The sequence below is a fragment of the Corynebacterium mastitidis DSM 44356 genome, assembly GCF_000375365.1.
GTDB lineage: Bacteria > Actinomycetota > Actinomycetes > Mycobacteriales > Mycobacteriaceae > Corynebacterium > Corynebacterium mastitidis.
In genome coordinates this window covers 423,836-446,529 of the sequence record NZ_AQXB01000001.1, presented here as the reverse complement: position 1 = coordinate 446,529, position 22,694 = coordinate 423,836, and the positions used below count along the sequence as shown (strand labels likewise).

Annotated in this window: 19 protein-coding genes; 13 read left to right on the top strand and 6 right to left on the bottom strand. The window is 70.4% G+C overall.

Features of this window, described 5'->3' with window-relative positions; translation table 11 throughout:
* Positions 1 to 4: 4 nt before the first annotated feature.
* The gene (gene pdxT / locus B140_RS0102105; RefSeq protein WP_211208138.1) at positions 5 to 550 is read right to left on the bottom strand and encodes a pyridoxal 5'-phosphate synthase glutaminase subunit PdxT; all 546 of its coding nucleotides are present in this window, start codon (positions 548 to 550) and stop codon (positions 5 to 7) included.
* A gap of 5 nt (positions 551 to 555) precedes the next feature.
* Positions 556 to 1,446, bottom strand: coding sequence for a pyridoxal 5'-phosphate synthase lyase subunit PdxS (gene pdxS, locus B140_RS0102100; protein ID WP_018117699.1), 891 nt, complete (start codon positions 1,444 to 1,446; stop codon positions 556 to 558).
* 187 nt (positions 1,447 to 1,633) lie between these two features.
* Between pdxS and B140_RS0102095 the strand changes: the two genes are divergently transcribed.
* A complete protein-coding gene (locus B140_RS0102095) occupies positions 1,634 to 2,797 on the top strand; it encodes an acetyl-CoA C-acyltransferase (RefSeq protein WP_018117698.1) in 1,164 nt (387 codons plus the stop codon).
* A gap of 3 nt (positions 2,798 to 2,800) precedes the next feature.
* The gene (locus B140_RS0102090; protein ID WP_018117697.1) at positions 2,801 to 5,002 is read left to right on the top strand and encodes a 3-hydroxyacyl-CoA dehydrogenase/enoyl-CoA hydratase family protein; all 2,202 of its coding nucleotides are present in this window, start codon (positions 2,801 to 2,803) and stop codon (positions 5,000 to 5,002) included.
* A 137-nt stretch (positions 5,003 to 5,139) separates the two neighbouring features.
* Here B140_RS0102090 and B140_RS0102085 read toward each other — a convergent pair whose 3' ends face one another.
* Positions 5,140 to 6,315, bottom strand: coding sequence for an acyl-CoA dehydrogenase family protein (locus B140_RS0102085; RefSeq protein ID WP_018117696.1), 1,176 nt, complete (start codon positions 6,313 to 6,315; stop codon positions 5,140 to 5,142).
* Between the two features lie 206 nt (positions 6,316 to 6,521).
* Here B140_RS0102085 and B140_RS0102080 point away from each other — a divergent pair, with 206 nt between their 5' ends.
* The 3 genes from B140_RS0102080 to clpX are packed head-to-tail and all read left to right on the top strand — an operon-like array spanning position 6,522 to position 9,811.
* A complete protein-coding gene (locus B140_RS0102080) occupies positions 6,522 to 7,124 on the top strand; it encodes a TetR/AcrR family transcriptional regulator (protein ID WP_040425826.1) in 603 nt (200 codons plus the stop codon).
* Between the two features lie 10 nt (positions 7,125 to 7,134).
* Entirely contained in the window at positions 7,135 to 8,499 is a 1,365-nt protein-coding gene (pdxR, locus tag B140_RS0102075) for a MocR-like pyridoxine biosynthesis transcription factor PdxR (protein WP_018117694.1), read from the top strand.
* 37 nt (positions 8,500 to 8,536) lie between these two features.
* A complete protein-coding gene (clpX, locus tag B140_RS0102070; RefSeq protein WP_026165890.1) occupies positions 8,537 to 9,811 on the top strand; it encodes an ATP-dependent Clp protease ATP-binding subunit ClpX in 1,275 nt (424 codons plus the stop codon).
* A 66-nt stretch (positions 9,812 to 9,877) separates the two neighbouring features.
* Here the strand turns inward: clpX and B140_RS0102065 are convergent, their stop codons facing one another.
* On the bottom strand, positions 9,878 to 10,552 hold the full coding sequence (locus B140_RS0102065) for a TetR/AcrR family transcriptional regulator (RefSeq protein ID WP_169332515.1): 675 nt from the start codon (positions 10,550 to 10,552) through the stop codon (positions 9,878 to 9,880).
* 311 nt (positions 10,553 to 10,863) lie between these two features.
* Here B140_RS0102065 and B140_RS0102060 point away from each other — a divergent pair, with 311 nt between their 5' ends.
* The 5 genes from B140_RS0102060 (at position 10,864) to ndk (ending at position 16,964) form a co-directional block, all read left to right on the top strand.
* A complete protein-coding gene (locus tag B140_RS0102060) occupies positions 10,864 to 11,853 on the top strand; it encodes a malate dehydrogenase (RefSeq protein WP_018117691.1) in 990 nt (329 codons plus the stop codon).
* 26 nt (positions 11,854 to 11,879) lie between these two features.
* Positions 11,880 to 14,498: a valine--tRNA ligase gene (locus tag B140_RS0102055; protein ID WP_156801620.1), complete on the top strand. Its 2,619-nt coding sequence runs from the start codon at positions 11,880 to 11,882 to the stop codon at positions 14,496 to 14,498.
* 53 nt (positions 14,499 to 14,551) lie between these two features.
* Entirely contained in the window at positions 14,552 to 15,970 is a 1,419-nt protein-coding gene (gene folC / locus B140_RS0102050; RefSeq protein WP_083912202.1) for a bifunctional tetrahydrofolate synthase/dihydrofolate synthase, read from the top strand.
* On the top strand, positions 15,967 to 16,404 hold the full coding sequence (locus B140_RS0102045) for a DUF4233 domain-containing protein (protein WP_018117688.1): 438 nt from the start codon (positions 15,967 to 15,969) through the stop codon (positions 16,402 to 16,404). Before folC ends, B140_RS0102045 begins: the two co-directional genes overlap by 4 nt.
* A gap of 149 nt (positions 16,405 to 16,553) precedes the next feature.
* A complete protein-coding gene (gene ndk, locus B140_RS0102040) occupies positions 16,554 to 16,964 on the top strand; it encodes a nucleoside-diphosphate kinase (protein ID WP_026165889.1) in 411 nt (136 codons plus the stop codon).
* Positions 16,965 to 17,077: 113 nt separating this feature from the next.
* Here ndk and B140_RS0102035 read toward each other — a convergent pair whose 3' ends face one another.
* Positions 17,078 to 17,785 (bottom strand): hypothetical protein, encoded by a 708-nt coding sequence (locus tag B140_RS0102035; protein WP_156801602.1) that lies wholly within the window; start codon positions 17,783 to 17,785, stop codon positions 17,078 to 17,080.
* Between the two features lie 148 nt (positions 17,786 to 17,933).
* Between B140_RS0102035 and B140_RS0102030 the strand changes: the two genes are divergently transcribed.
* From B140_RS0102030 to rpmA, 3 genes are all read left to right on the top strand, one after another.
* Entirely contained in the window at positions 17,934 to 21,110 is a 3,177-nt protein-coding gene (locus B140_RS0102030; protein WP_018117685.1) for a translation initiation factor IF-2 N-terminal domain-containing protein, read from the top strand.
* A gap of 166 nt (positions 21,111 to 21,276) precedes the next feature.
* Positions 21,277 to 21,582: a 50S ribosomal protein L21 gene (gene rplU, locus B140_RS0102025; protein ID WP_018117684.1), complete on the top strand. Its 306-nt coding sequence runs from the start codon at positions 21,277 to 21,279 to the stop codon at positions 21,580 to 21,582.
* Between the two features lie 30 nt (positions 21,583 to 21,612).
* The gene (rpmA, locus tag B140_RS0102020; protein WP_026165888.1) at positions 21,613 to 21,888 is read left to right on the top strand and encodes a 50S ribosomal protein L27; all 276 of its coding nucleotides are present in this window, start codon (positions 21,613 to 21,615) and stop codon (positions 21,886 to 21,888) included.
* A gap of 277 nt (positions 21,889 to 22,165) precedes the next feature.
* Here the strand turns inward: rpmA and B140_RS0102015 are convergent, their stop codons facing one another.
* On the bottom strand, positions 22,166 to 22,492 hold the full coding sequence (locus tag B140_RS0102015; RefSeq protein ID WP_018117682.1) for a hypothetical protein: 327 nt from the start codon (positions 22,490 to 22,492) through the stop codon (positions 22,166 to 22,168).
* Positions 22,493 to 22,694 lie beyond the last annotated feature (202 nt).

Genomic DNA, 22,694 nt, shown 5'->3' with positions numbered 1-22,694 from the left:
CCCTCTATTGTGCGGCAGCCTCCAGCAGCCGACGATGCAGGGTGGCGTCCCCCGTGAGCTCCGGGTGGAAGGAGCAGCCCAGGCGGTTGCCCTGGCGCACGCCCACGATGGCCCCCTCGTGCCGCGCGCAGGCCACGGCCAGCGGGCCCACCTCGGTGACCTTGGGGCCGCGGATGAAGGCGGCGTCGATGGGGGTGCCCTCCCAGTCCACGCGGGCGTGCGCGGAGCACACCTGCGGGCCGAAGGCGTTGCGCTCCACGGAGACGTCCAGCAGCCCCCAGCGGCTCAGCAGGATCAGCCCGGCGCAGGTGCCTAGCACCGGCGCGTCCCGCTCGATGGCCTCCGCGAGGGGACGGCGCAGGCCGAACATGCCCGCCAGGCGGTCGATGGGGCCGGACTCCCCGCCGGGGAGCACGAAGGCGTCCAGGGCGGGGATGTCGGCGGCGTCGGCGGGGCGGCGCAGCAGCCGCACCCGGGCGCCGAGGGCCTCGATCATCTCCGCGTGCTCCGCCACCCCGCCCTGAACGGCCAGCACTCCTACCGTGGTCACGGCGCCTACCAGCCGCGCTCGGCCAGCCGGTGCGGGGCGGGCAGGTCGGCCACGTTGATGCCCACCATGGCCTCGCCCAGGCCCCGGGAGGCCTCGGCGATCACGGCGGGGTCGTCGTAGGCGGCGGTGGCCTTGACGATGGCGGCCGCCCGGGCGGCGGGGTCCCCGGACTTGAAGATGCCCGAGCCCACGAACACGCCGTCCGCGCCGAGCTGCATCATCATGGCGGCGTCGGCGGGGGTGGCCACGCCGCCCGCGGTGAACATGACCACGGGAAGCGCGCCGGTGCGCGCCACCTCGGCCACGAGGTCGTAGGGGGCGGAAAGCTCCTTGGCGGCCACGTACAGCTCCTCCTCGCGCAGGTGGCGCAGGGCCGCGATCTCCTCGGTGATGGTGCGGATGTGGCGGGTGGCCTCGGAGACGTCGCCCGTGCCGGCCTCGCCCTTCGAGCGGATCATGGCCGCGCCCTCCGCGATGCGGCGCAGCGCCTCGCCCAGGTTGGTGGCCCCGCACACGAAGGGCACGGTGAAGGGCTGCTTGTTGATGTGGTGGGTGTAGTCGGCGGGGGAGAGCACCTCGGACTCGTCGATGAAGTCCACCTTCAGGGACTCCAGCACCTGGGCCTCCACGAAGTGCCCGATGCGGGCCTTGGCCATCACGGGGATGCTCACCGCCTCGATGATGCCCTCGATGAGGTCGGGGTCGGACATGCGGGCCACGCCGCCCTGGGCACGGATGTCGGCGGGCACGCGCTCGAGGGCCATGACGGCCACGGCGCCGGCGTCCTCGGCGATCTTGGCCTGGTCGGGGGTGACCACGTCCATGATGACGCCGCCTTTGAGCATGTCGGCCAAGCCGCGCTTGACCAGGGGGGAACCAGTGGTGGATTCAGTCATGCGGACCATTATGGCCGCGCCGTCTGGTACAGCGGTAGTGCCATATTTGGATCATTTTTTTGTACCACCCGGCTGTGGTGTGGTTTGTCATTGCGCCGTCGCGGTGACCCCCATTACAGTGGTGGGGGCTGCCGCGAATCGTCATTCGTATGCCGTGGCACGGCACCCCAGAATGAAGGAGCAAAACATGACGGAATCCGTTTACATCGTTGAGTCCGCGCGATCCCCCATCGGAACCTTCCTCGGTTCCCTGTCCTCCTACACACCGATCGACCTCGGCACCCACGTGGCCAAGGCCGTGATCGAGCGCTCGGGGGCACCGGCGGACGCCTTCGACGCCTCGGTCTTTGCCAACGTGGTGACCTCGCGCCCCCGCGACGTCTACACCCCGCGCGCCGTGGCCCTCCAAGCGGGCCTGCCCCAGGGCAGCCACGCCTACGCGGTCAACCGCCTCTGCGGCTCCGGGGTGCAGGCCATCGTGAGCGCCGCGCAGCAGATGGTCACCGGCGATAGCTCGCTGGCCCTGGTGGGCGGCACCGAGGTTATGAGCGCGGCCCCGTACTCCATCCCCGGCATGCGCAAGGGCATCAAGATGGGCGACGGCACCCTGGACGACTGGCTCACCGGCGCGCTCACGGACCCGATGGGCAACGGCATCATGGGTATCACGGCGGAAAACATCGCGGAGCGCTACGGGATCAGCCGCGAGCGGCAGGACGAGTACGCCCTGGAGTCCCAGCGCCGCGCCCGCGCCGCCATCGAGGAGGGCCGCTTTGCCGACCAGATTGTGCCCGTGCCGGTGCGCGGCGGCGAGTTCACCATCGACGAGCACCCGCGCGAGACCTCCCTGGACAAGCTGGGCGCGCTGCGCCCCACCTTCCGCAAGGACGGCACCGTCACCGCCGGTAACTCCTCGGGCATCAACGACGCCGCCGCCGTGACCGTCATGGCCAGCCAGGCGGCCGTGGACGAGCACGGCCTGAACCCCCAGGCCCGCGTGGTGAGCTGGGGCATCGCCGGGTGCGACCCGAAGTACATGGGGCTGGGGCCGGTGCAGGCCGTGCCCAAGGCCCTGAAGAAGGCCGGGCTGAGCCTGGGGGACATCGACCTCATCGAGTCCAACGAGGCCTTCGCCGCCCAGTGCCTGGCGGTCTCCGACCAGCTCGGCTTCGACCCGGACAAGACCAACGTGGACGGCGGGGCCATCGCCCTGGGCCACCCCATCGGGGCCACCGGCGTCATCCTGACCACCAAGCTCATCGCCCGGCTGCGCGCCACCGGCGGCCGCTACGGCCTGGTCACGCTGTGCATCGGCGGCGGCCAGGGCATCGCTCTCATCCTGGAGGTTTAACCCATGTCTGCTACGCACACCACCGCCGAGCCCATCCGCACGGCCGCCGTCTTCGGGGCCGGCTCCATGGGCGCGGGCATCGCCGCCCACCTCGCCAACGCAGGGGTGCGGGTCCACCTGCTGGACATCCCCGCCGAGGGGGAGGACCGCGACGCCCGCGCCAAGAAGGGCATCGAGCTGCAGCTCAAGCGCCGGGGCTTCATGCGGCCCGAGTATGCCGAGAACGTGATCCCCGGCAACGTGGAGGATCACCTCGACCGCCTGGGGGAGGCCGAGTGGATCGTGGAGGCGGTCTTTGAGGACCTCAAGGTCAAGCAGGACACCTTCCGCCGCATCGACGCCCACCGCGCCCCCGGCACCCCGGTTAGCTCCAACACCTCCACGATCCCCCTCGCGGAGCTGCTCGGCGGGCTGGACGAGGGCTTCCGCCGGGACTTCGCCATCACCCACTTCTTCAACCCCCCGCGCGTGATGCGCCTGGTGGAGCTGGTGGCAGGGCCGGACACCCGCCCGGAGGTGATCGACTCCCTCACGCAGGTGCTGGAGCGCCAGATGGGCAAGGTGATCGTGGACTGCCGCGACACCCCCGGGTTCATCGCCAACCGCATCGGCAACTTCTGGATGGCGGCGGGCGCGCACCTCGCCTTCGAGCAGGGCATCGCCCCGGAGCAGGCGGACACCGCCTTCGGGCGCGCCTTCGGCATCCCGCGCACCGGGATCTTCGGCCTCTTCGACTACGTGGGCCTGCAGCTCGTCCCCGCCATCTGGGGCTCCCTGCTCTCCGCGCTGCCGGAGACCGACGCCTACCACCGCTTCGACATCACCCGGCGCCCGGAGTTCACCACCCTGCTGGACAAGGGGCTCACGGGCCGCACGGCGGAGTCCGGCTTCTACCGAGGCCGCGACGAGGTCTTTGACTTCGCCGCCGGGGACTACCGCCCCCGGGAAAAGTACGAGGTGCCGCGCGACGCCCGCGAGCTGCTCACGGCGGATAGCCCCGAGGGTCGCTACGCCAGGGACGTGCTGTTGACCACCCTGACCTACTGCTGCGACACCGCCCCGGAGATCTGCGACGCCGTGGACGCCATCGACTCCGCCATGGAGCTGGGCTACGGCTGGAAGAAGGGGCCCTTCGCCCTGGCGGACTCCCTCGGCGTGGAGTGGGTGGCCGACCTGTACGAGGGCGAGGCCCCCTCCCTGCTCCAGGCCGCGGTGCGCGCGGGCGGCTTCTACGGCGCCGACACCGTGCTGGGCAGCGACGGCACCCCGCAGGCGCCGCGCGAGCGCGCGGGCGTGGTCACGGTGGCCGAGCTGGTCAAGGGCGCGGAGAAGATCGCGGGCAACGAGGCGGCCACCGTGTACCGGCGCGCGGACGGCGTCGCGCTGTTCACCTTCACCACGCCGATGAACGCGTGCAGCGTGGAGGCCCTGGCGGTGATGCGGGAGGTGGCGCAGCGCACCGACGTGCGCGCCCTGGTGATCGCCTCGGACAACCCCACCGCCTTCTGCGCGGGGGCCGACCTGCCCACCATCGCGCGCCTGGCCGCCACCGGCGAGGCGGAGGCCGCCTACGAGGTGGTGCGCGCCGGGGCGGAGTCCCTTCAGGCGCTGCGCGACGCCCCCTTCCCGGTGGTGGGCGCGGTGCGCGGCGTGGCGCTCGGCGGCGGGCTGGAGCTGCTGCTGCACACCGACGCCTCCGTGATCCACGCGGAGACCCGGGTGGGCTTCCCGGAGCGCTCCGTGGGCCTCTACCCGGGCTGGGGCGGCACCGTCCGGGTGCTGGAGCGCCTGGTGGACCTGGGGGTGGAGAACCCGCACGAGCGGGCCTTCTCCGCGCTGCTCAACGTCAAGCTCCTCCCGGCGGTGAACTTCCCTCTGCTGCGCGAGGCGGACCGGGTGATCCTCTCCCCGGACCACGTGATCGCGGAGGCCGTGGAGCTGGCCGGGGAGCTGGCGGAGGGCTACGCGCCCCCGGCGGCGCGCGAGCTGCCGCTGTACCCCGGCGAGCTGAGCTTCACCGAGGGCAGCGAGACGGACAAGGCCATCGGAGACGCCCTGGCCCGGGAGTACGCGGGCGAGGGCACCATCTCCGCCCACGAGCTGGGGCTGCGGGAAAGCAAGGAGGCCTCCGCCGTGCTGGTGCGGCCCAAGAACGCGGAGCGCGCCATGCACATGGCCAAGACGCGCAAGCCGCTGAATAACTAGGGGCCACGGCGGCGCGCCGGGCGGGGATCGCGGTGTCCTCGCCCGGCGCGCCGTTCGCGTGCGCTGGTCCGGGGGGGGGGTAAGAAAACCCCGCCGCCCTGGCTGGTGTGCGGGCGGCGGGGTTTCTGGGGGTTGGCTTAGCGGTAGGCGCTCACGCCGGTGATGGTCTTGCCCACGATGAGGGACTGCATGGTGTCCGTGCCCTCGTAGGTGTGCAGGGCCTCGATGTCCACCATGTGCCGGATCACGTCGTTTTCCAGCAGGATGCCCACGCCGCCGAGCATGTCGCGCGCGTTGGCGGCAATCGCCCGCGCCTTGCGGGTGTTGTGCACCTTGGCCAGGGCGGCCTGCTTGTCGGAGAGGTTTCCGGCCTCCTCCATCTCCAGCAGGCGGCGGCAGTACAGGCCCATGGAGACCACGTCCTGCAGCATGTCGGACAGGCGCTGCTGGATGATCTGGAAGCTCACCAGCGGCTTGCCAAACTGCACGCGCTCCTGGGCGTAGGAGAGCGCCTTCTCGTAGCAGGCGATGCCCAGGCCCAGGGCGGCCCAGGCCACGGCGATGCGCGTGCCGGAGAGGATCTCTGCGGTGTCGCGGAAGCTGTGGGCGTGCGGCAGGCGGTTCTCCAGCGGGATGCGCACGTTGTCCAGCTCGATCTCCGCTTGGAAGATGGCGCGCAGCGAGGCCTTCCCCGTGATGGTGGTGGCGTTGTAGCCGGGGGTGTCCTGCGGGACGATGAAGCCGCCCACCTGGCCGTCCTCCATGCGGGCCCACACCACGGTGATGTGGCCCACGCTGCCCTGGCCGATCCACTTCTTGGCGCCGTTGATGACCCACTCGTCGCCGTCGCGCACGGCGGTGGTCTCCAGGCCGATGGAGTCGGAGCCGTGATCGGGCTCGGTGAGGGCGAAGGCGCCCAAGATCTCACAGCGGGCCATGGGCGCGAGGTACTTTTCCTTCTGCTCCTCGGAGCCGCAGGCGGCGATGGAGCGCATGGCCAGGCCGGACTGCACCACCACGGCGGTGCCGATGGAGCCGTCCAGGCGGCCCAGCTCCATGGTGATGAGGCGGTTGGCCCGGATGCTCATGGGCTCGAAGCCGGGGATGTCGATCCCGTCGCGCACCAGGCCGTAGTCGGAGGCGCGCTTGACGAGGGGGATGCGGTATTCGGCCTTCTCCCAGGCGTCGTTGACCTGGTCGCGTACCTCGTCCGCGTAGGCGCGGGTGGCGTTCCAGTAGTCCAGGTCCGCGCCGTCCACATCGGCGAAGATCTGGTAGAAATCTGCGGTGCTGTTGCTCAGCGGAGTGGACATGATAGTGACCTACCTTTCAATTAGGACTATCCGCGAACGAATTGCCGTTCGTTTAACCAGTGTGATGTGTGGCGCACCATACGTCAAGCCGCGGGGGTTCGGCGGGGTGAATCTGTGGGGGCGAAGGGCCGGTGGTCGGCCCGCTGAGCGGGGTGAACGCGCCGGTCCGCTCGGGAGGCGGGGAGGAGGGAAGTAGCATTGTGCGCATGGCAAACCAGCAACGCAGGGCCCAGATTGCCGACGCCGCCCTGGAACTCTTCGGCCAGCGGGGATACAACGCCACCGGGATGGAGGACATCGCGGCGGCGGTGGGCATGGCCACCTCGAGCCTGTACAACCACGTGGGCTCCAAGCGGGAACTGCTCAAGGACATCGTGCTCTCCACCCTGAGCGGGCTGCTGGAGCACCACCGCCGGGGCACGGAGGGGCTGGATAGCCCCAGTACCCGGCTGCACGCCGCGATGAGCCTGCACGTGCGCTACCACGCCGAGCACGCCCGAGCCACCCGCGTGGTCAACAACGAGATCGCGCACCTGGACGCCCCCTCGCGGGCGCAGGCCACGAAGCTGCGCAGGCGCTACGTGCGCTACTGGCAGGAGATCCTCGCCGCCGGGGTGGAGGCGGGGGAGTTCGCGGTGGGCGACGTCAAGGTCGCCGCCTACGCGCTGATCGACATGGGCCTGGGCGTGTGCCTGTGGTTCGACCCGCAGGCGCGCTACAGCGCCGAGGAGCTGGGCCGGATCTACGCGGACATGGCGCTGCGCGGCGTGCGCGCCGGAACGCCCGATCCGGCTGAAACCCCGGCGTAGGGGGCGGGGAGTGCTCTCTCTCGAACCCGGCGCGGGGAGCCTGCCGCACCAGATCACCCGGCAGCTTCGGGGCCTCATCGACCAGGGCAGGCTCGCCCCCGGCGACCCGGTGCCCTCCACCCGGGTACTGGCGGGCGACCTCGGGGTCTCGCGCGGCACCGTGGTGGCCGCCTACACCCAGCTCGTGGGCGAGGGCTACCTCGCCAGCGGGCGCGGCGGCACCCGGGTCAACCCGGAGCTGCCCGCGGAACGCCTCCGTCCTCCGGAGCCCCGCCGGAGGCCGCCCGCGCCGGTGCGCCGCCGCGCGGACCTGCGCCCCGGCATCCCGAATACGGAGGCGCTCACCGGCACCGCCTGGCGGGCCGCCTGGCGGGCCGCCGCCGCCCGCCCCAGCCTGGGCTATCCGGCGCAGGGCGCCTATCGGCTGCGCGAGCTGGTGGCCGAGCACCTGCGCGTCACCCGCTCGGCCCCCGCCACGGCGGAGGACGTCCTCATCACCTCGGGCGCGCGCGACGGCCTGCGCACGCTGCTGGGCGCGGTGGGGCCGGGCAGCGTGGTGGCGGTGGAGGACCCCGGCTACCCCTCCCTGCGCGCGGTGCTGCGCGACCACGGGCACCGCGTGGTGCCCGTGCCCGTGGACGCCGAGGGCATGGAGATCGCCGCGCTGGAGGAGGTCAACCCCCAGGTGGTGCTCGTCACCCCCTCGCACCAGTACCCCCTGGGCGCCACGATGAGCGCGCCGCGGCGGCACCGGCTGCTCGACTACGCCGCGCGCCACGGCGCCATCGTGGTGGAGGACGACTACGACTCCGAGCTGCGCTACGTGGGCCAACCCCACCCGGCGCTGGCGGGCGTGGACAGCAGGGGCAGGGTGGCCACCCTGGGGTCCTTCTCCAAGACCGTCGCGCCGGGCCTGGGCCTGGGCTTCGTGCTCATGCCGGAGGCGCTGCGCGAGCGGATGTGCGCCCGGGCCACCCCGGCCTCCGGCATGGTGCAGGACGCCATGATCCACTTCATGGAGGCGGACGGGTTCCGCCACCACCTGGCGCGGATGCGCCGGGAGTACCGGCGCCGCCGCCAGGTGTTCGTGGAGGTGTTCGGCCAGCGGCGGGCCGCCCCCATGGACGGCGGCCTGCACGCGGTGGTGTACCTGGAGGGGCAGGAGCAGGAGCGCGCGGTGGTGCGACGGTGCGCGCGCCGGGGCCTGGTGGTGCAGGCGCTCTCCGAGTACTGGAGCAGCCCCCAGCGCAGCGGGATCGTGCTGGGGATCGGCGCCTACAGCCTGGACCGCACGCGGGAGCTGCTGGGCGAGGTGCGCGCGGTGATCCGGGCGGTGGAGTCGATTGACCCACGCGCTAAAGTGGAGGGAAGGTGAACCCCGGCCCCAACCAGAAACGAGATCGAACCAGCTCATGGCACGTATGCAAGAAAGTGCGGACCTGCTCAAGTGCTCCTTCTGCGGGAAGTCCCAGAAGCAGGTGAAAAAGCTCATCGCCGGCGGAGGGGTGTACATCTGCGACGAGTGCATCGAGCTGTGCAACGAGATCATCGAGGAGGAGATGGGCGCGGCCCGCGCCGCCCAGCAGGAGCAGTCCGGCGCGCTGCCCAAGCCCTCCGAGATCCGGGCCTTCCTTGACGAGTACGTGATCGGGCAGGACGAGGCCAAGCGCGTGCTGGCCGTGGCGGTGTACAACCATTACAAGCGCATTCGGGAGGCGGAGTCCTCCTCCCTCATCAAGCGGGACGAGGACGTGGAGATCGCCAAGTCCAACATCCTCATGCTCGGCCCCACGGGCTCGGGCAAGACCTACCTCGCCCAGACCCTGGCGCGCCTGCTGGACGTGCCCTTCGCCATCGCGGACGCCACCAGCCTCACCGAGGCGGGCTACGTGGGCGAGGACGTGGAGAACATCCTGCTCAAGCTCCTGCACGCGGCGGACTTTGACGTGCAGCGCGCCCAGCGCGGCATCATCTACGTGGACGAGGTGGACAAGATCTCGCGCAAGTCCGAGAACCCCTCCATCACCCGCGACGTCTCCGGCGAGGGGGTGCAGCAGGCCCTGCTGAAGATCCTGGAGGGCACCACCGCCTCCATCCCCCCGCAGGGCGGGCGCAAGCACCCCAACCAGGACCTGATCCAGCTCGATACCTCCAACATCCTCTTCATCGTGGCGGGCGCCTTCGCCGGGCTCGACCGGGTGATCCAGGAGCGGGTGGGCAAGCGCGGCCTGGGCTTCGGCGCGCGGGTGGAGAGCCTGCACGAGGCGGCCCAGGCGGATGTTTTCGCCCAGGTGCAGCCCGAGGACCTGGTGCGCTTTGGCCTCATCCCCGAGTTCATCGGGCGCCTGCCCGTGGTGGCCACGGTGGGCAACCTGGATCAGGCCTCGCTGGTGCAGGTGCTCACCGAGCCCAAGAACGCGCTGGTGCGCCAGTACCAGCGGCTCTTTGACATCGACGGCGTGGACCTGCGCTTCGAGCCGGAGGCCCTGCAGGCCATCGCGGACAAGGCGCTGGAGCGCGGCACCGGGGCGCGCGGCCTGCGCGCCATCATGGAGGACCTGCTCGTGCCCGTGATGTACGAGATCCCCGACCGCGAGGGCGAGGGCACGCTGACCGTCACCGGCGCGATGGTGCGCGGGGAGGAGGACCTCATGGTGGAGGACCGGGTGGCGGAGCGTTCCGCCTAGCCGCCGCCCTCGCGCTCCGAGCGCGGCCCGCGCGGCATGCGGCGGTGCCTCGGGCGCGAGGCGCGCCTACTCGTAGATGGACTGGGCGGACTCCGGCTCGTCGTCCACCGAGTGCGTGACGCTGAGGTAGGAGTTGTGCCCGGAGTGGGGGATGTTGGAGGTCAGGAAGGCCAGCACGGCGTCGATGGTCATGCGGCGCGTGCCCTCGGTGTTGGCCTCGTCCGCGAGGTCGATGCCAAAGACGTTGATGGCCAGGTCCCGCTGCTCGGTCCGGTAGAAGGAGAGCGCCACGATCAGGTAGAACACGTCGTAGGCGGAGATGCCGGGGCGGAACACCCCGGCGTCCTGGCCGAGCATGAGCAGCTTGTCGAGGTGCAGGATGACCTCGGCGTGGTCGAATAGCGGCGCGATGTCCCGCAGCGGCAGGACGTGCTGCAGCGACTCCATGTGCAGCATCCGCGTGGGCACCGGGTTCTCCGCGATCTGCGCGTACATGGCTTCCACCACGGTGCGCACGCCGTCCACGGGGATGGCGGAGTCGATCACCAGGCGCTCGGCGGGGGGATGTAGCCGCTCGACGGCGCGGGAGAGCACCGCCTGGTAGAGCCCCTTCTTGTTGCCGAAGTGATAGTGGATCATGCGCTTGGACACCGAGGCCTCCTTGGCGATGCCGTCGAGCTTGGCATCGGAGAAGGGTTTGAGGGAGAAGCGCTCCATGGCAACCTCAATGACTCGTTCCATGGACTGGGCCTCCGGCGATTGCGGATCAAACGCCGGTTCAAGATCGTCGCGCACCATCCAATTCCCTCCTTGTCCACACCTATTTGGTACTGCCCGCCATCTACATTTCTTAGGGGGCGTTGTTAAGCCATTACTAGAGTAATGGTGTCGGGCGCCGAGGGGGTGATTTTTGCGCGGCGATACAAAGAAAAATCCAGGTGAAAAGGGTTATTTTTCTCCCTTTTGGGGGTATTATCTGAACACCAGGGAGGAGTATCCTTGGGGGCGTACCGATCTCCGTCTCCGTGCCGCAAGGCCGAAAGGATCACACCATGGCACACGCCTCCCAGGCCGTGAAGAACATCGCCGTCACCGGCGCCGCCGGAAACATCGCCTACTCCCTGCTGTGGCGCATTGCCAGCGGCGAGGTCTATGGGCCCGATACCCCGGTGGCCCTGCGCCTGGTGGACATCCCGGACGCGCTGCGCGCCGCCGAGGGCGTGGCCATGGAGCTGATGGACTCCGCCTTCCCGCTGCTGCGCGGTCTGACCGTGACGGATGACCTCGCCACGGCCTTCGACGGCGTCTCTGCCGCCTTCCTCGTGGGCGCTAAGCCGCGCACGAAGGGGCAGGAGCGCGGGGATCTGCTCGCCGCCAACGGCACGATCTTCGGCCCGCAGGGGGCGGCGATCAACGAGCACGCCGCGCAGGACGTGCGCGTGGTGGTGGTGGGCAACCCGGCCAACACCAACGCCCTGATCGCCCAGCAGGCCGCGCCGGACGTGCCCGCGGAGCGCTTCACCGCGCTCATGCGCCTGGACCACAACCGCGCCCTGGCCCAGGTGGCGCAGAAGCTGGAGCGTCCCAGCGCGGAGCTGGAGAAGATGGTGGTGTGGGGCAACCACTCCGCCACGCAGTTCCCGGACCTCTCCTACGCCACCCTCGCCGGGGAGCCCGTGGCGGACCGGGTGGAAGGCGCCTGGTACCGCGAGGAGTTCATGCCCCGGGTGGCCAAGCGCGGCGCGGAGATCATCGAGGTGCGTGGGCGCTCGTCCGCGGCGTCTGCCGCCTCGGCGGCGGTGGACCACATGCGCGATTGGGTTCAGGGCTCCCGGGGCTGGGCCACGGCGGCCGTGGTCTCCGACGGGTCCTACGGCGTGGAGGAGGGGCTGGTGTTCGGCTTTCCCACGGTGGCCCGCGAGGGGCGCTGGGAGATCGTGCAGGGGCTGGATCTCAGCGAGTTCCAGCGGCAGCGGATCGCGGCGAACGTGGCCGAGTTGCAGCAGGAGCGGCGGGCGGTGGCGCACCTGCTGGCGGGCTAGGCGGGGCCGCTAAGATAGGCGGCGTGATTGAGAACCGCGCCGAGAACCTGCCCAAGAGTTGGGACCCCCACGCCGTGGAGGCGGAGTTGTACCAGCGCTGGATCGATCGGGGCTACTTCCAGGCCGATCCCTCCAGCGCCAAGCCCGCCTTCTCCGTGGTGCTGCCCCCGCCCAACGTCACGGGCCAGCTCCACATGGGGCACGCCCTGGACCACACGCTCATCGACGCCATCGTGCGCCGCAAGCGCATGCAGGGCTACGAGGTGCTGTGGCTGCCGGGCATGGACCACGCCGGCATCGCTACCCAGACCAAGGTGGAGGCCCAGCTCAAGGAGAAGGAGGGGGTCTCGCGCTACGACCTCGGCCGCGAGGCCTTCGTGGAGCGTGTGTGGGAGTGGAAGCGCCAGTACGGCGGCACGATCCTCGGCCAGATGCGCGCCATCGGGGACTCCGTGGATTGGTCCCGCGAGCGCTTCACCCTGGACGAGGGGCTCTCTCGCGCCGTGCAGACCATCTTCAAGGAGCTGTTCGATCGGGGCCTGATCTACCGCGCCAACCGCCTGGTCAACTGGTCGCCCGCCCTGCGCACCGCCGTCTCCGACATCGAGGTGGTGTACAAGGACGTCGAGGGCGAGCTGGTGAGCTTCCGCTACGGCGACGGCGAGGACTCCCTGGTGGTGGCCACCACCCGCATCGAGACGATGCTGGGCGACGTGGCCATCGCGGTGCACCCGGACGACGAGCGCTACACGCACATGGTGGGCAAGGTCCTCCCGCACCCCTTCCGCGAGGACCTGACGATCCGGGTGATCGCGGACAGCTACGTGGACCCGGAGTTTGGCACCGGCGCCGTGAAGATCACCCCGGCGCACGACCCCAACGACTACGCGATGGGCCAGCGCCACGGCCTGGACATGCCCACCATCATGGATGAGACCGGCCACATCGCGGGCACCGGCACCCGCTTCGACGGCCTCAGCCGGGAGGACGCCCGCGAGGCGCTGCGCGAGGCCCTGCGCGAGCAGGGGCGCATCGTCAAGGAGGTGCGCCCCTACGTGCACTCCGTGGGGCACTCGGAGCGCTCCGGGGAGGCCATCGAGCCGCGCCTCTCCCTCCAGTGGTGGGTGAAGGTGGAGGACCTCGCGCGCATGGCGGGCGACGCCATCCGCCAGGGCGATACCACCCTGCACCCGAAGAGCCTGGAGCCGCGCTACTTCGACTGGGTGGACGACATGCACGATTGGTGCATCTCCCGCCAGCTCTGGTGGGGCCACCGCATCCCCATCTGGTACGGCCCGGAGGGCGAGGTCGTCTGCGTGGGCCCGGACGAGGAGCCCCCGGCGGGCTACGAGCAGGACCCGGACGTGCTGGACACCTGGTTTAGCTCCGCGCTGTGGCCCTTCTCCACGCTCGGCTGGCCGGAGTCCACCCCGGACCTGGCAAAGTTCTATCCCACCTCGGTGCTGGTCACGGCCTATGACATCCTCTTCTTCTGGGTGGCCCGCATGATGATGTTCGGCACCTTTGCCGCCACCATCACCCCGGAGATGAAGGACACGGTGCCCTTCACGGACCTCTTCCTGCACGGCCTGGTGCGAGACGAAAAGGGCCGCAAGATGTCCAAGTCCCTGGGCAACGGCATCGACCCGATGGAGTGGGTGGAGCGCTTCGGCGCGGACGCCCTGCGCTTTACCCTGGCGCGCGGCGCCAACCCCGGCGTGGACCTGCCCGTGGGCGAGGACCACGCCCAGAGCTCCCGGAACTTTGCCACCAAGCTCTTCAACGCCACCCGCTTCGCGCTGATGAAGGGCGCGCAGGTGGGCCCGGTGGAGCGCGGGGAACTCACGGACGCCGATCGCTGGATCCTGGACCGCCTGGAGCAGGTGCGCTCCCGCGTGGACGCCTACCTGGAGGACTACCAGTTCGCCAAGGCCAACGAGGAGCTGTACCACTTTACCTGGGACGAGTTCTGCGACTGGTACCTGGAGATCGCCAAGACGCAGGCCCCCGAGCCCACCCGCTTCGTGCTCGGGCGCGTGCTGGACGTGGTGCTGCGGCTGCTGCACCCGGCCATGCCCTTTGTCACGGAGGTGCTGTGGACCGCGCTCACGGAGGAGGAATCCATCGTGATCGCCCCCTGGCCCACCCAGGAGGACACCAACGGCGGCGCGGAGCCGGACGAGGCCGCCGCCCGCCGCATCGAGGACGCCGCCAAGCTCATCACCGAGCTGCGCCGCTTCCGCTCCGACCAGGGCGTGAAGCCCTCCCAGCCGGTGCCCGCCCGGATCGACTGCGCCGCGGCGGACCTGGCGCAGCAGGAGGACCTGGTGCGCTCCATGGCCCGGGTCACGCCCCCGGAGGAGGGCTTCGAGGCGTCGGCAAGCATCGAGGTGCGGCTCTCCCGGGCCACGGTGGAGGTGGCCCTGGATACCTCGGGCACCGTGGACAAGGAGGCCGAGCGCAAGCGCCTGGAAAAGGAGCTGGCGGCGGCGCACAAGGAGCTGGACACCACGGGCAAGAAGCTGGGCAACCCCAACTTTGTGGATAGGGCGCCGGCGGAGGTGGTGGAAAAGATCCGCGAGCGCCAGCAGATCGCCACCCAGGAGGTCGAGCGCCTCACCGCGCGCCTGGAGGGGCTGCGGTGAGCGAGGACAGCGGCGTCCGGTTGGACGATACCGGCCTGACCCTGCCCATCGACATGGCGGGGGAGAAGCCCGACCAGCCGCAGGCCCGCCCGGTGACCCCGGAGGACCTGCGCGCGCTGGCGGAGGTGGAGGCCCAGCTTGACCAGCGCTGGCCGGAAACCAAGATCGACCCCTCCACCGAGCGTATGGAGGCCCTGATGGACCTTTTGGGCTCGCCCCAGCGGTCCTACCCGGCGATCCACGTGGCGGGCACCAACGGCAAGACCTCCACCGTGCGCATGATCGAGGCGCTGCTGCGGGCCTTCCACCGCCGCACCGGGCGCACCACCTCCCCGCACCTGCAGACGGTCACCGAGCGCATCGCCCTCGACGGCGCCCCGATCCACCCCGCCGACTACGTGCGCACCTGGGAGGAGATCAGGCCCTACGTGGAGATGGTGGACGAGCGGCACGGGACGCCCATGTCCAAGTTCGAGGTGCTCACCGCCATGGCCTTCGTGGCCTTTGCCGACGCCCCCGTGGACGTGGCCGTGGTGGAGGTGGGCCTCGGCGGGCGCTGGGACGCCACCAACGTGCTCGGGGCGCAGGTGGCCGTGGTGACCCCCGTGGGCCTGGACCACACCGACTACCTGGGCACCACGCTGACCGAGATCGCCGGGGAGAAGGCCGGGATCATCACCTCCCGGTGGGACAAGGACGACCTGCTCACCCCGCCGGACAACGTGGCGATCGTGGCGGAGCAGGAGCCGGAGGCCGCCGAGGCGATCCTGGCCCGCGCCGTGGAGGTGGACGCCGCCGTGGCGCGCGCCGGGGTGGAGTTCGGGGTGCTGGAGTCCACGGTGGCCGTGGGCGGGCAGCGCCTGAGCATCCGAGGGCTGGGCGGGGAGTACACGGACATCTTCCTGCCGCTGTCCGGGGAGCACCAGGCGCGCAACGCCGCGGTGGCGCTGGCCGCCGTGGAGGCGTTCTTCGGCGCCGGCGCCGGGCGCCAGCTCGACGAGGACACCGTGCGCCGGGGTTTCGCGGACGTCGCCTCCCCGGGCCGCCTGGAGCGGGTGCGCTCGGCGCCCACCATCTTCCTCGACTCCGCGCACAACCCCCACGGCATGCGCGCGCTGGGCAGGGCCCTGGAGCGGGACTTCCGCTTCGAGCGCCTGGTGGGCGTGGTGGCCGTGCTGGGGGACAAGGACGCCCCCGGCGTGCTGCGGGAGCTAGAACCCCACGTCGCGGAGGTGGTGTGCACGCGCAACTCCTCGCCGCGCTGCCTCGACGCCGAGGAGTTGGCGGGCTACGCCCGCGAGATCTTCGGAGAGGAGCGCGTGCACGCGATGGATACCCTGCCGGGCGCGGTGGAGCTCGCCGTGGAGCTGGCGGAGGAGGCCGAGGTGCAATCGGGGGCGGGCATCGTGATCACCGGATCGGTGGTCACGGCGGGGGAGGCCCGCACGCTGTTTGGAAAGGAACCCGCATGACCGGAACGTCACGCCGCAAGGACCGCGACCCGCAGTACGGCCCCCTGGGGCCGGGGCACGCCCCGGAAAAGGACCCCATGAAGGGGATCGCCGGGGTGATGTCCGCCACCATGTGCATGGAGGCCATCACCTTCTACCTGGCGCTTACCGTGATCGCCCGCGTGGACGGGGGAGCGCATTGGAGCGCCGCCAGCGCCGCGTACGTCACCATCATGGCCACGGTGATGCTCGTGGTGTCCTTCCTCCAGCGGTATCGGTGGTCCATCCCCGTCAACCTCGCCCTGCAGGCGGTGGCGCTGGGAGGGTTCTTCTTCCACTACTCCCTGGGCATCGTGGCCTGCGTGTTCATCGCCGTGTGGTGGTACGTGCTGCACCTGCGCTCCAGCCTGATCGCCAGGATGAAGCGCGGGTTGCTCACCACGCAGCACATGTAGCGGGCTGGCACGCCTCGCCGGGGCGTGGGCTCCCGTGCGGGACTAGGGGGCGCCGGGGGCTCCGGTGCGCCGTGGGCCCGGCCCGCCCCCTAAACGGGGGTACGGGGCGGGTCCGGCCCCCGCGCGATAAGTCCGGTACAGTAACGGGCATGACTGAACGCACTTTAATTCTGATTAAGCCGGACGGCGTGGCCCGTGGCGTGGTGGGCAACATCCTCGCCCGCATCGAGGCCAAGGGCCTGAAGTTTACCGCCCTGGACCTGCGCGTGGCGGACCGCGAGACGGCGGAGAAGCACTACGCCGAGCACCAGGACAAGCCCTTCTTCGGGGAGCTGGTGGACTTCATCACCTCCGCGCCGCTGATCGCGGGCGTGGTGGAGGGCGAGCGCGCCATCGAGGCGTGGCGCCAGCTCGCCGGGGGCACCGACCCCGTCTCCAAGGCCACCCCCGGCACCATCCGCGGCGACTTTGGCCTCTCCGTGGCGGAGAACGTGGTGCACGGCTCGGATTCCCCGGAGTCCGCCGAGCGCGAGATCGCCATCTGGTTCCCCAACCTGTAGGGACTTTTCAGGCCGGAGCGCGGGGCTGTGTGGGGCCCGCGCTCCGGCCTTTGTGCGCGTTCGAGGCGCGCCCGCATTACCGCACTGCCGTGCCGGGGGCGGCGTGCGGGGCGTCAGGCGGGCTGCGGCGCGCCCTGCGTGACGCGGGACAGGGCGTGCACCCCCTCCGGGGTCAGCGCGATGAGCCTCCTGTCCGGGTCATCCCCGGCGTCCACGGCGCTGGTGTAAAGCAGCCCCGCGGACTGCGGCTTGCGGGCCTTGCGCAGGGTCATGGTGGCATTCGTGTTCAGGACGTGGGCCGCCAGGTGGGTGCGCACCCGGATGCCCTCCACGGCGCCGAGGGCATAGAGGGCGGAGAGCACGTCGCGGTGCTCGCGGGCTACGTCGATCTGCTCCTCGCTGAGTGCCACGTCCTTGTCCAGCAGCTCGCGGGCGTGCCTGCGGCCGTCGGCCCCGGCGAGGCGGTGGGAGTAGCGCCCCAGGAACACGCAGAACGCGAAGGCGAGGACGCCCACGACCGCGCCCGTGGCGAGGGTCTCGGGGAAAAGGGGGACTACGAAGAGCCAGAGGAGCAGCGGGATCAGGTAGAGCCAGCTCGTTCTGGAGGAGTAGAGGTCCCGGTGATCCCAGTTGTTGGTGTTGCTGAGCGGGGAACGCTGCGCGGCGGCGATGACCGGAATGGCGGCGAGGGTCATCGGCACCATGGCCCAGAACGGGTGGTCGATGGTGGTGAGGAAGCAGGCGAGCCCCATCCCTGCGCCGAACAACAGCGAGAGCGGCCAGGGGAGGGCGAGGCGGTCCAAAGCGCGTGTGGGTGTCATAGCACTCAGGGTATGCAAAGATGGGGGAGTATGTTTACCGACCCCGTGCGGCGGCGGTGCGCCTGGCACAGAGACTGATTCTCGCAAAGAGACGACGCAGGAGGCACCAGCGCCCGGGGAGACTCATAATTTCAAGGAGTGAATAGACGTGGCAGAGAGCCAAAAGAAGAAGGCCGCCGAACCCACGCTGGCGGAAGCGGCCAGGGGATTTGATCGCGGCCAGCTCGGGGCCAAGACCAGGGTGCACGCCCTGGCGAAGATGCTGGGGGGAACCTCGAAGGAACTGGTGGGGGCCCTGAAGGACCTGGGATGGAATAAGGTGGCCCAGTCCACCCTGAGCCAGGAGGAGGCGACCGCGCTGCTGGATCACCTGGCGGGCGAGGCGCAGACGACCCCGGCGAAGGGCGCGAAGAAGCGCGCGGAGAAGGCACCGAAGGCGGAGAAGAAGCCGCAGAAGAAGGACGAGGCCGCGGAGGAAAAGGAGAAGAAGCCCCGCCGCTCCCGCAAGCGCGCGAAGCCGGAGGAGAGCAAGGTCGAGGGCAAGGACGCCGCGCAGGCGGACGAGCAGGCCCGGCCGGAGCCCGGCCCGGAGCCGGAGCGCGCGGAGGAAGAGTCCGTGGAGCGCATCCGCCACCGCGTGGAAAAGAACGTGGCCAACGAGATCCACCAGATCGAGGAGAAGGTGGACAAGGACCTCTCCGAGCAGGTGGCGCAGGCCGAGGCCGCCCAGGAGGAGCCCGCCCCGGCGCATGAGGAGCAGGACGAGCCCGCCGCGAAGCCCCGCCGCCGCGCGCGCAAGACGGGATCGGGCAAGACCAGTTCGGGTAAGGCGGCCCGGGCGGCCAAGGAATCCGCCGAGCCCGAGGAGGCCCCGGAGGCCTCCGAGACCGCTGAGGAGCGGGGGCGCGTGGGCAGCGAGGACGAGGCCCCCGCGCAGGACGCCCCCCGGGAGCGCGCCGAGGAGGACGGCGAGAAGGGCCGGGGACGGCGTCGGCACCGCCGGGCCGTTCGCCGCACTACCAGCGAACCGAGCCAGGACGAGCCGACCCGGGACAAGGAGGCGGAGCCCCGCGAGGACGAGGAGGCCCCGGAGGCCAAGAAGCCCCGGCGCCGGGGGCGTCGCGGCACGCGACGGGGTCGCGGCGCGGAGACGGACGCCGCCGAGCAGACCACCGAGCCTGCCCCCGAGGCCGAGGAGCGCCCCCAGGAGACCGACCCGGAGGAGCCGGAGCGGACCGACGCCGAGCCCAAGGAGGAGATTCAGGAGCCCGTGGCGCTGAAGGGCTCCACGCGCCTGGAGGCGCAGCGGCGTCGGCGCAGCGAGCGCAGCGACGAGGCCCGCAGGAAGCGCCACGTGATCTCGCAGGCGGAGTTCCTGGCGCGCCGGGAGTCCGTGGAGCGCACGATGGTGGTGCGCGAGCGGGACCGCCACGATCACCACGGCGTGGTCACCCAGGTGGGCGTGCTGGAGGATGACCTGCTGGTGGAGCACTTTGTGACCTCCGACCAGCAGACCTCCATGATTGGCAACATCTACCTGGGAAGGGTGCAAAACGTCCTGCCCTCCATGGAGGCCGCCTTCATCGACATCGGCAAGGGGCGCAACGGCGTGCTCTACGCGGGCGAGGTGGACTGGAAGGCCGCCGGCCTGGGCGGGCGCTCCCGCAAGATCGAGCAGGCGCTGCGCGCCGGGGACCAGGTGCTGGTGCAGGTGACCAAGGATCCGGTGGGGCACAAGGGCGCGCGCCTGACCACGCAGGTGTCCCTGGCCGGGCGGTTTTTGGTGTACGTGCCCGGCGGGCGCAGCGCGGGCATCTCCCGCAAGCTGCCCGGGCCGGAGCGCAAGCGCCTCAAGGAGATCCTCAAGGAGGTGGTGCCCAACCAGGGCGGCGCCATCATCCGCACCGCCGCCGAGGGGGTGCCGGAGGAGGCCATCGCCGCCGACGTCCGCCGCCTGCACGGCCTGTGGGAGGACATTCAGGAGCGCGCGGAGCAGGAGAAGGCCTCCCGAGGCGCCACCCCGGTGACCCTGTACGAGGAGCCGGACATGCTGGTCAAGGTGGTGCGCGACCTCTTCAACGAGGACTTCGGCGCGCTGGTGGTGGAGGGCCGCCGCGCCTGGAACACGGTGCACGCCTACGTGCAGTCCGTGGCCCCGGACCTTGAGGACCGCCTGACCTACTACGACCGCGAGGAGCACGGCGGCACGGACGTCTTTGAGGCGTACCGCGTGGAGGAGCAGCTTCAGAAGGCCCTGGCCCGCATGGTGTGGCTGCCCTCCGGGGGCTCCCTGGTCATGGATCGCACGGAGGCCATGACGGTCATCGACGTCAACACCGGGCGCTTCACCGGCTCCGGCGGCAACCTGGAGGAGACGGTCACCCGCAACAACCTGGAGGCCGCAGAGGAGATCGTGCGCCAGCTCCGCCTGCGCGACGTGGGCGGGATGATCGTCATCGACTTCATCGACATGGTGCTGCCGGAGAACCGCGACCTGGTGCTGCGCCGCCTCAAGGAGGCCCTGGGCCGGGATCGCACGCGCCACCAGGTCTCCGAGGTCACCTCGCTGGGCCTGGTGCAGCTCACCCGCAAGCGGCTGGGCACCGGGCTGGTGGAGACCTTCTCCACCGAGTGCCCCACCTGCGAGGGCAGGGGCCTGCTGCTGCACGACGACCCCGTGGAGCATGGGGCCGGGGAGAAGGCCGAGAAGTACGCGGAGGCCGACCGCAAGCGCAAGGGCAAGAAGCAGGACAAGCCCGCCAAGGAGCCCCGCCGCTCCATCGAGGAGCTGGCCTCCGCCGTGGTACCCGCAGAGGCCACGAAGACCACGGAGGAGGAGCCCGTCTCCGAGGTGGAGAAGATCGCCGCTGCCGCCGTGGAGACCGCCGACGAGCTGGATCCGCACGAGCCCAACGGCGCGCACTACGAGCAGGCCGTGGCGGAGTTCGAGGCCTCCCCGCGCCGCAAGCGCCGCACGCGCGGCAACTCCCGCTCGGATCGGCGTCCCCGCCCGGAGGACTTCGCCCCCGCACCGCAGACCCCCGCTAAGGAGCCGGGGAGCGAGGAGCCTGCCGATAGCGGGCGCTCCGAGGCCTCGGAGCGCAGCGACGCCATCCGACGCCGCCATCGCCGCCGCGCGGTGCGCCGGGCGGCGGGGCGGCGCACCGCCGAGTCCGGTTCGCGGCGGCAGACCGCGCAGCCGAGGCGCGGCGCCGCGTCCCCCGAATCCACTGAGCTCACCGGGTCCACCGGGCGGGAGGAGGCGGCCTCGTCCTCGGCGCCGCGCCGACGCGGTCGCCGTCGCGTGACGCGGCGGCGCGGGTAGGCCGGTTTGTGTTCGGCGGCTGTGGCAGGGTAACCTTTCACAGTCGCTGTTTTGGGGCCTTTTCCACCTGTCTGTGTGATGTCAGCGCTCCGAAGCAATTGAGTACCTGTCCATGTCAGGCCCGCCAGGGCCTGAGCCGAGATACCAGATAAGGGGTAGCCCTCCGATGTACGCGATCGTCAAGACCGGCGGAAAGCAGTACAAGGTTGCCGAAGGTGACCTCGTCAAGGTCGAGAAGATCGAGGGTGAGCCGGGTTCGTCCGTGGCTCTCACCCCGATTCTGCTCGTCGATGGCGCCGATATTAAGTCCAACGCTTCCGAGCTTGAGGGCGTGCAGGTCTCCGCGGAGATCGTCGAGCACACCAAGGGCCCGAAGATCAAGATTCTGAAGTACAAGAACAAGACCGGCTACAAGGTCCGTCAGGGTCACCGCCAGCAGCTGACCGTGCTCAAGGTCACCGGCGTCAAGTAATCAAGCTTTTAGCGAGGGAGGCAAACCCACATGGCACACAAGAAGGGTGCATCTAGCTCTAGTAACGGTCGCGATTCAAATGCCAAGCGCCTCGGCGTGAAGCGTTTCGGCGGCCAGAAGGTCAACGCCGGCGAGATCCTGGTGCGCCAGCGCGGCACCAAGTTCCACCCCGGCGAGAACGTGGGTCGCGGTGGCGACGACACGCTCTTCGCCCTCAAGGAGGGTGCGGTGCAGTTCTCCATCAAGCGCAACCGCCGCATGGTGAACATCGTGGAGGCCGAGCAGCCGGCCGCCGCGTCCGCGTAAGGGATACCTTCCGGCAAAGGGGCCTCGCCTTCGGGCGGGGTCCCTTTCTGCGCGATAGGGAAGGCGGCGGTGGGAGGCCGTGCGTCGCATGGCCGCCTCCCGCCCGCGTCGCCGCTACGCCGGGCCGCTCAAGTGCAGCGAGAGACCGTGGCTGACGGTCGAGCAACGAGCACGGACATGGGGGCGTGGACGCGCGGCCCCTTGAAAGGGGGCAGAGCAAAACCCCGCCCGGGGCTTCGGGTAGTGAGCACCAGGCGGGGTTGCGGCGGGTGAGTGCTTAGGCCTCGGCGGTCTCGTCCTCCTCGGCATCCGCGTTGCCCAGGGTCAGATCCTTCAGCCCGCCGAGGGTGTCGGTGATGCCCTTGGCGGTGTCCACGCCCTTCTTGGCGTTGTCCAGGCGCTTGCCGGTCAGCTCGGCCTGCTCCTGTTCGGAGGCGGGGGAGGCCTTCTTCGGGGTCGTGTCCGCCGTGGTGGCGGTCGCGGCGGTGTTCGTCTTCTCAGCGGTCGCGGCGTCCTCCGCGGCCAAGGCGGTGGTGGCCAGGGCGCCGGTGCTCAGGGCGGCCGCCGCAGTGGCGGAGGCAAAGAGTCGCGTCGTCTTCTTCATAAGTTCTCATGTCCCTTCGGAAGTTGAAGCGTTCAGTGCGTGTCCCACGCTAGGGGCCGCAGGGGAGGCGGGACAAGGGTCGGCGTGGGATTGCCAGAGAACAGTACCGCCGCGTTACGGGGCGCAAGCATCCTGACAGGAGGGGCGAGGGGCCCGCGGCGCGGGGTGGTAGCATCGGAGTGCTTTAGTTTGCGCACTATAC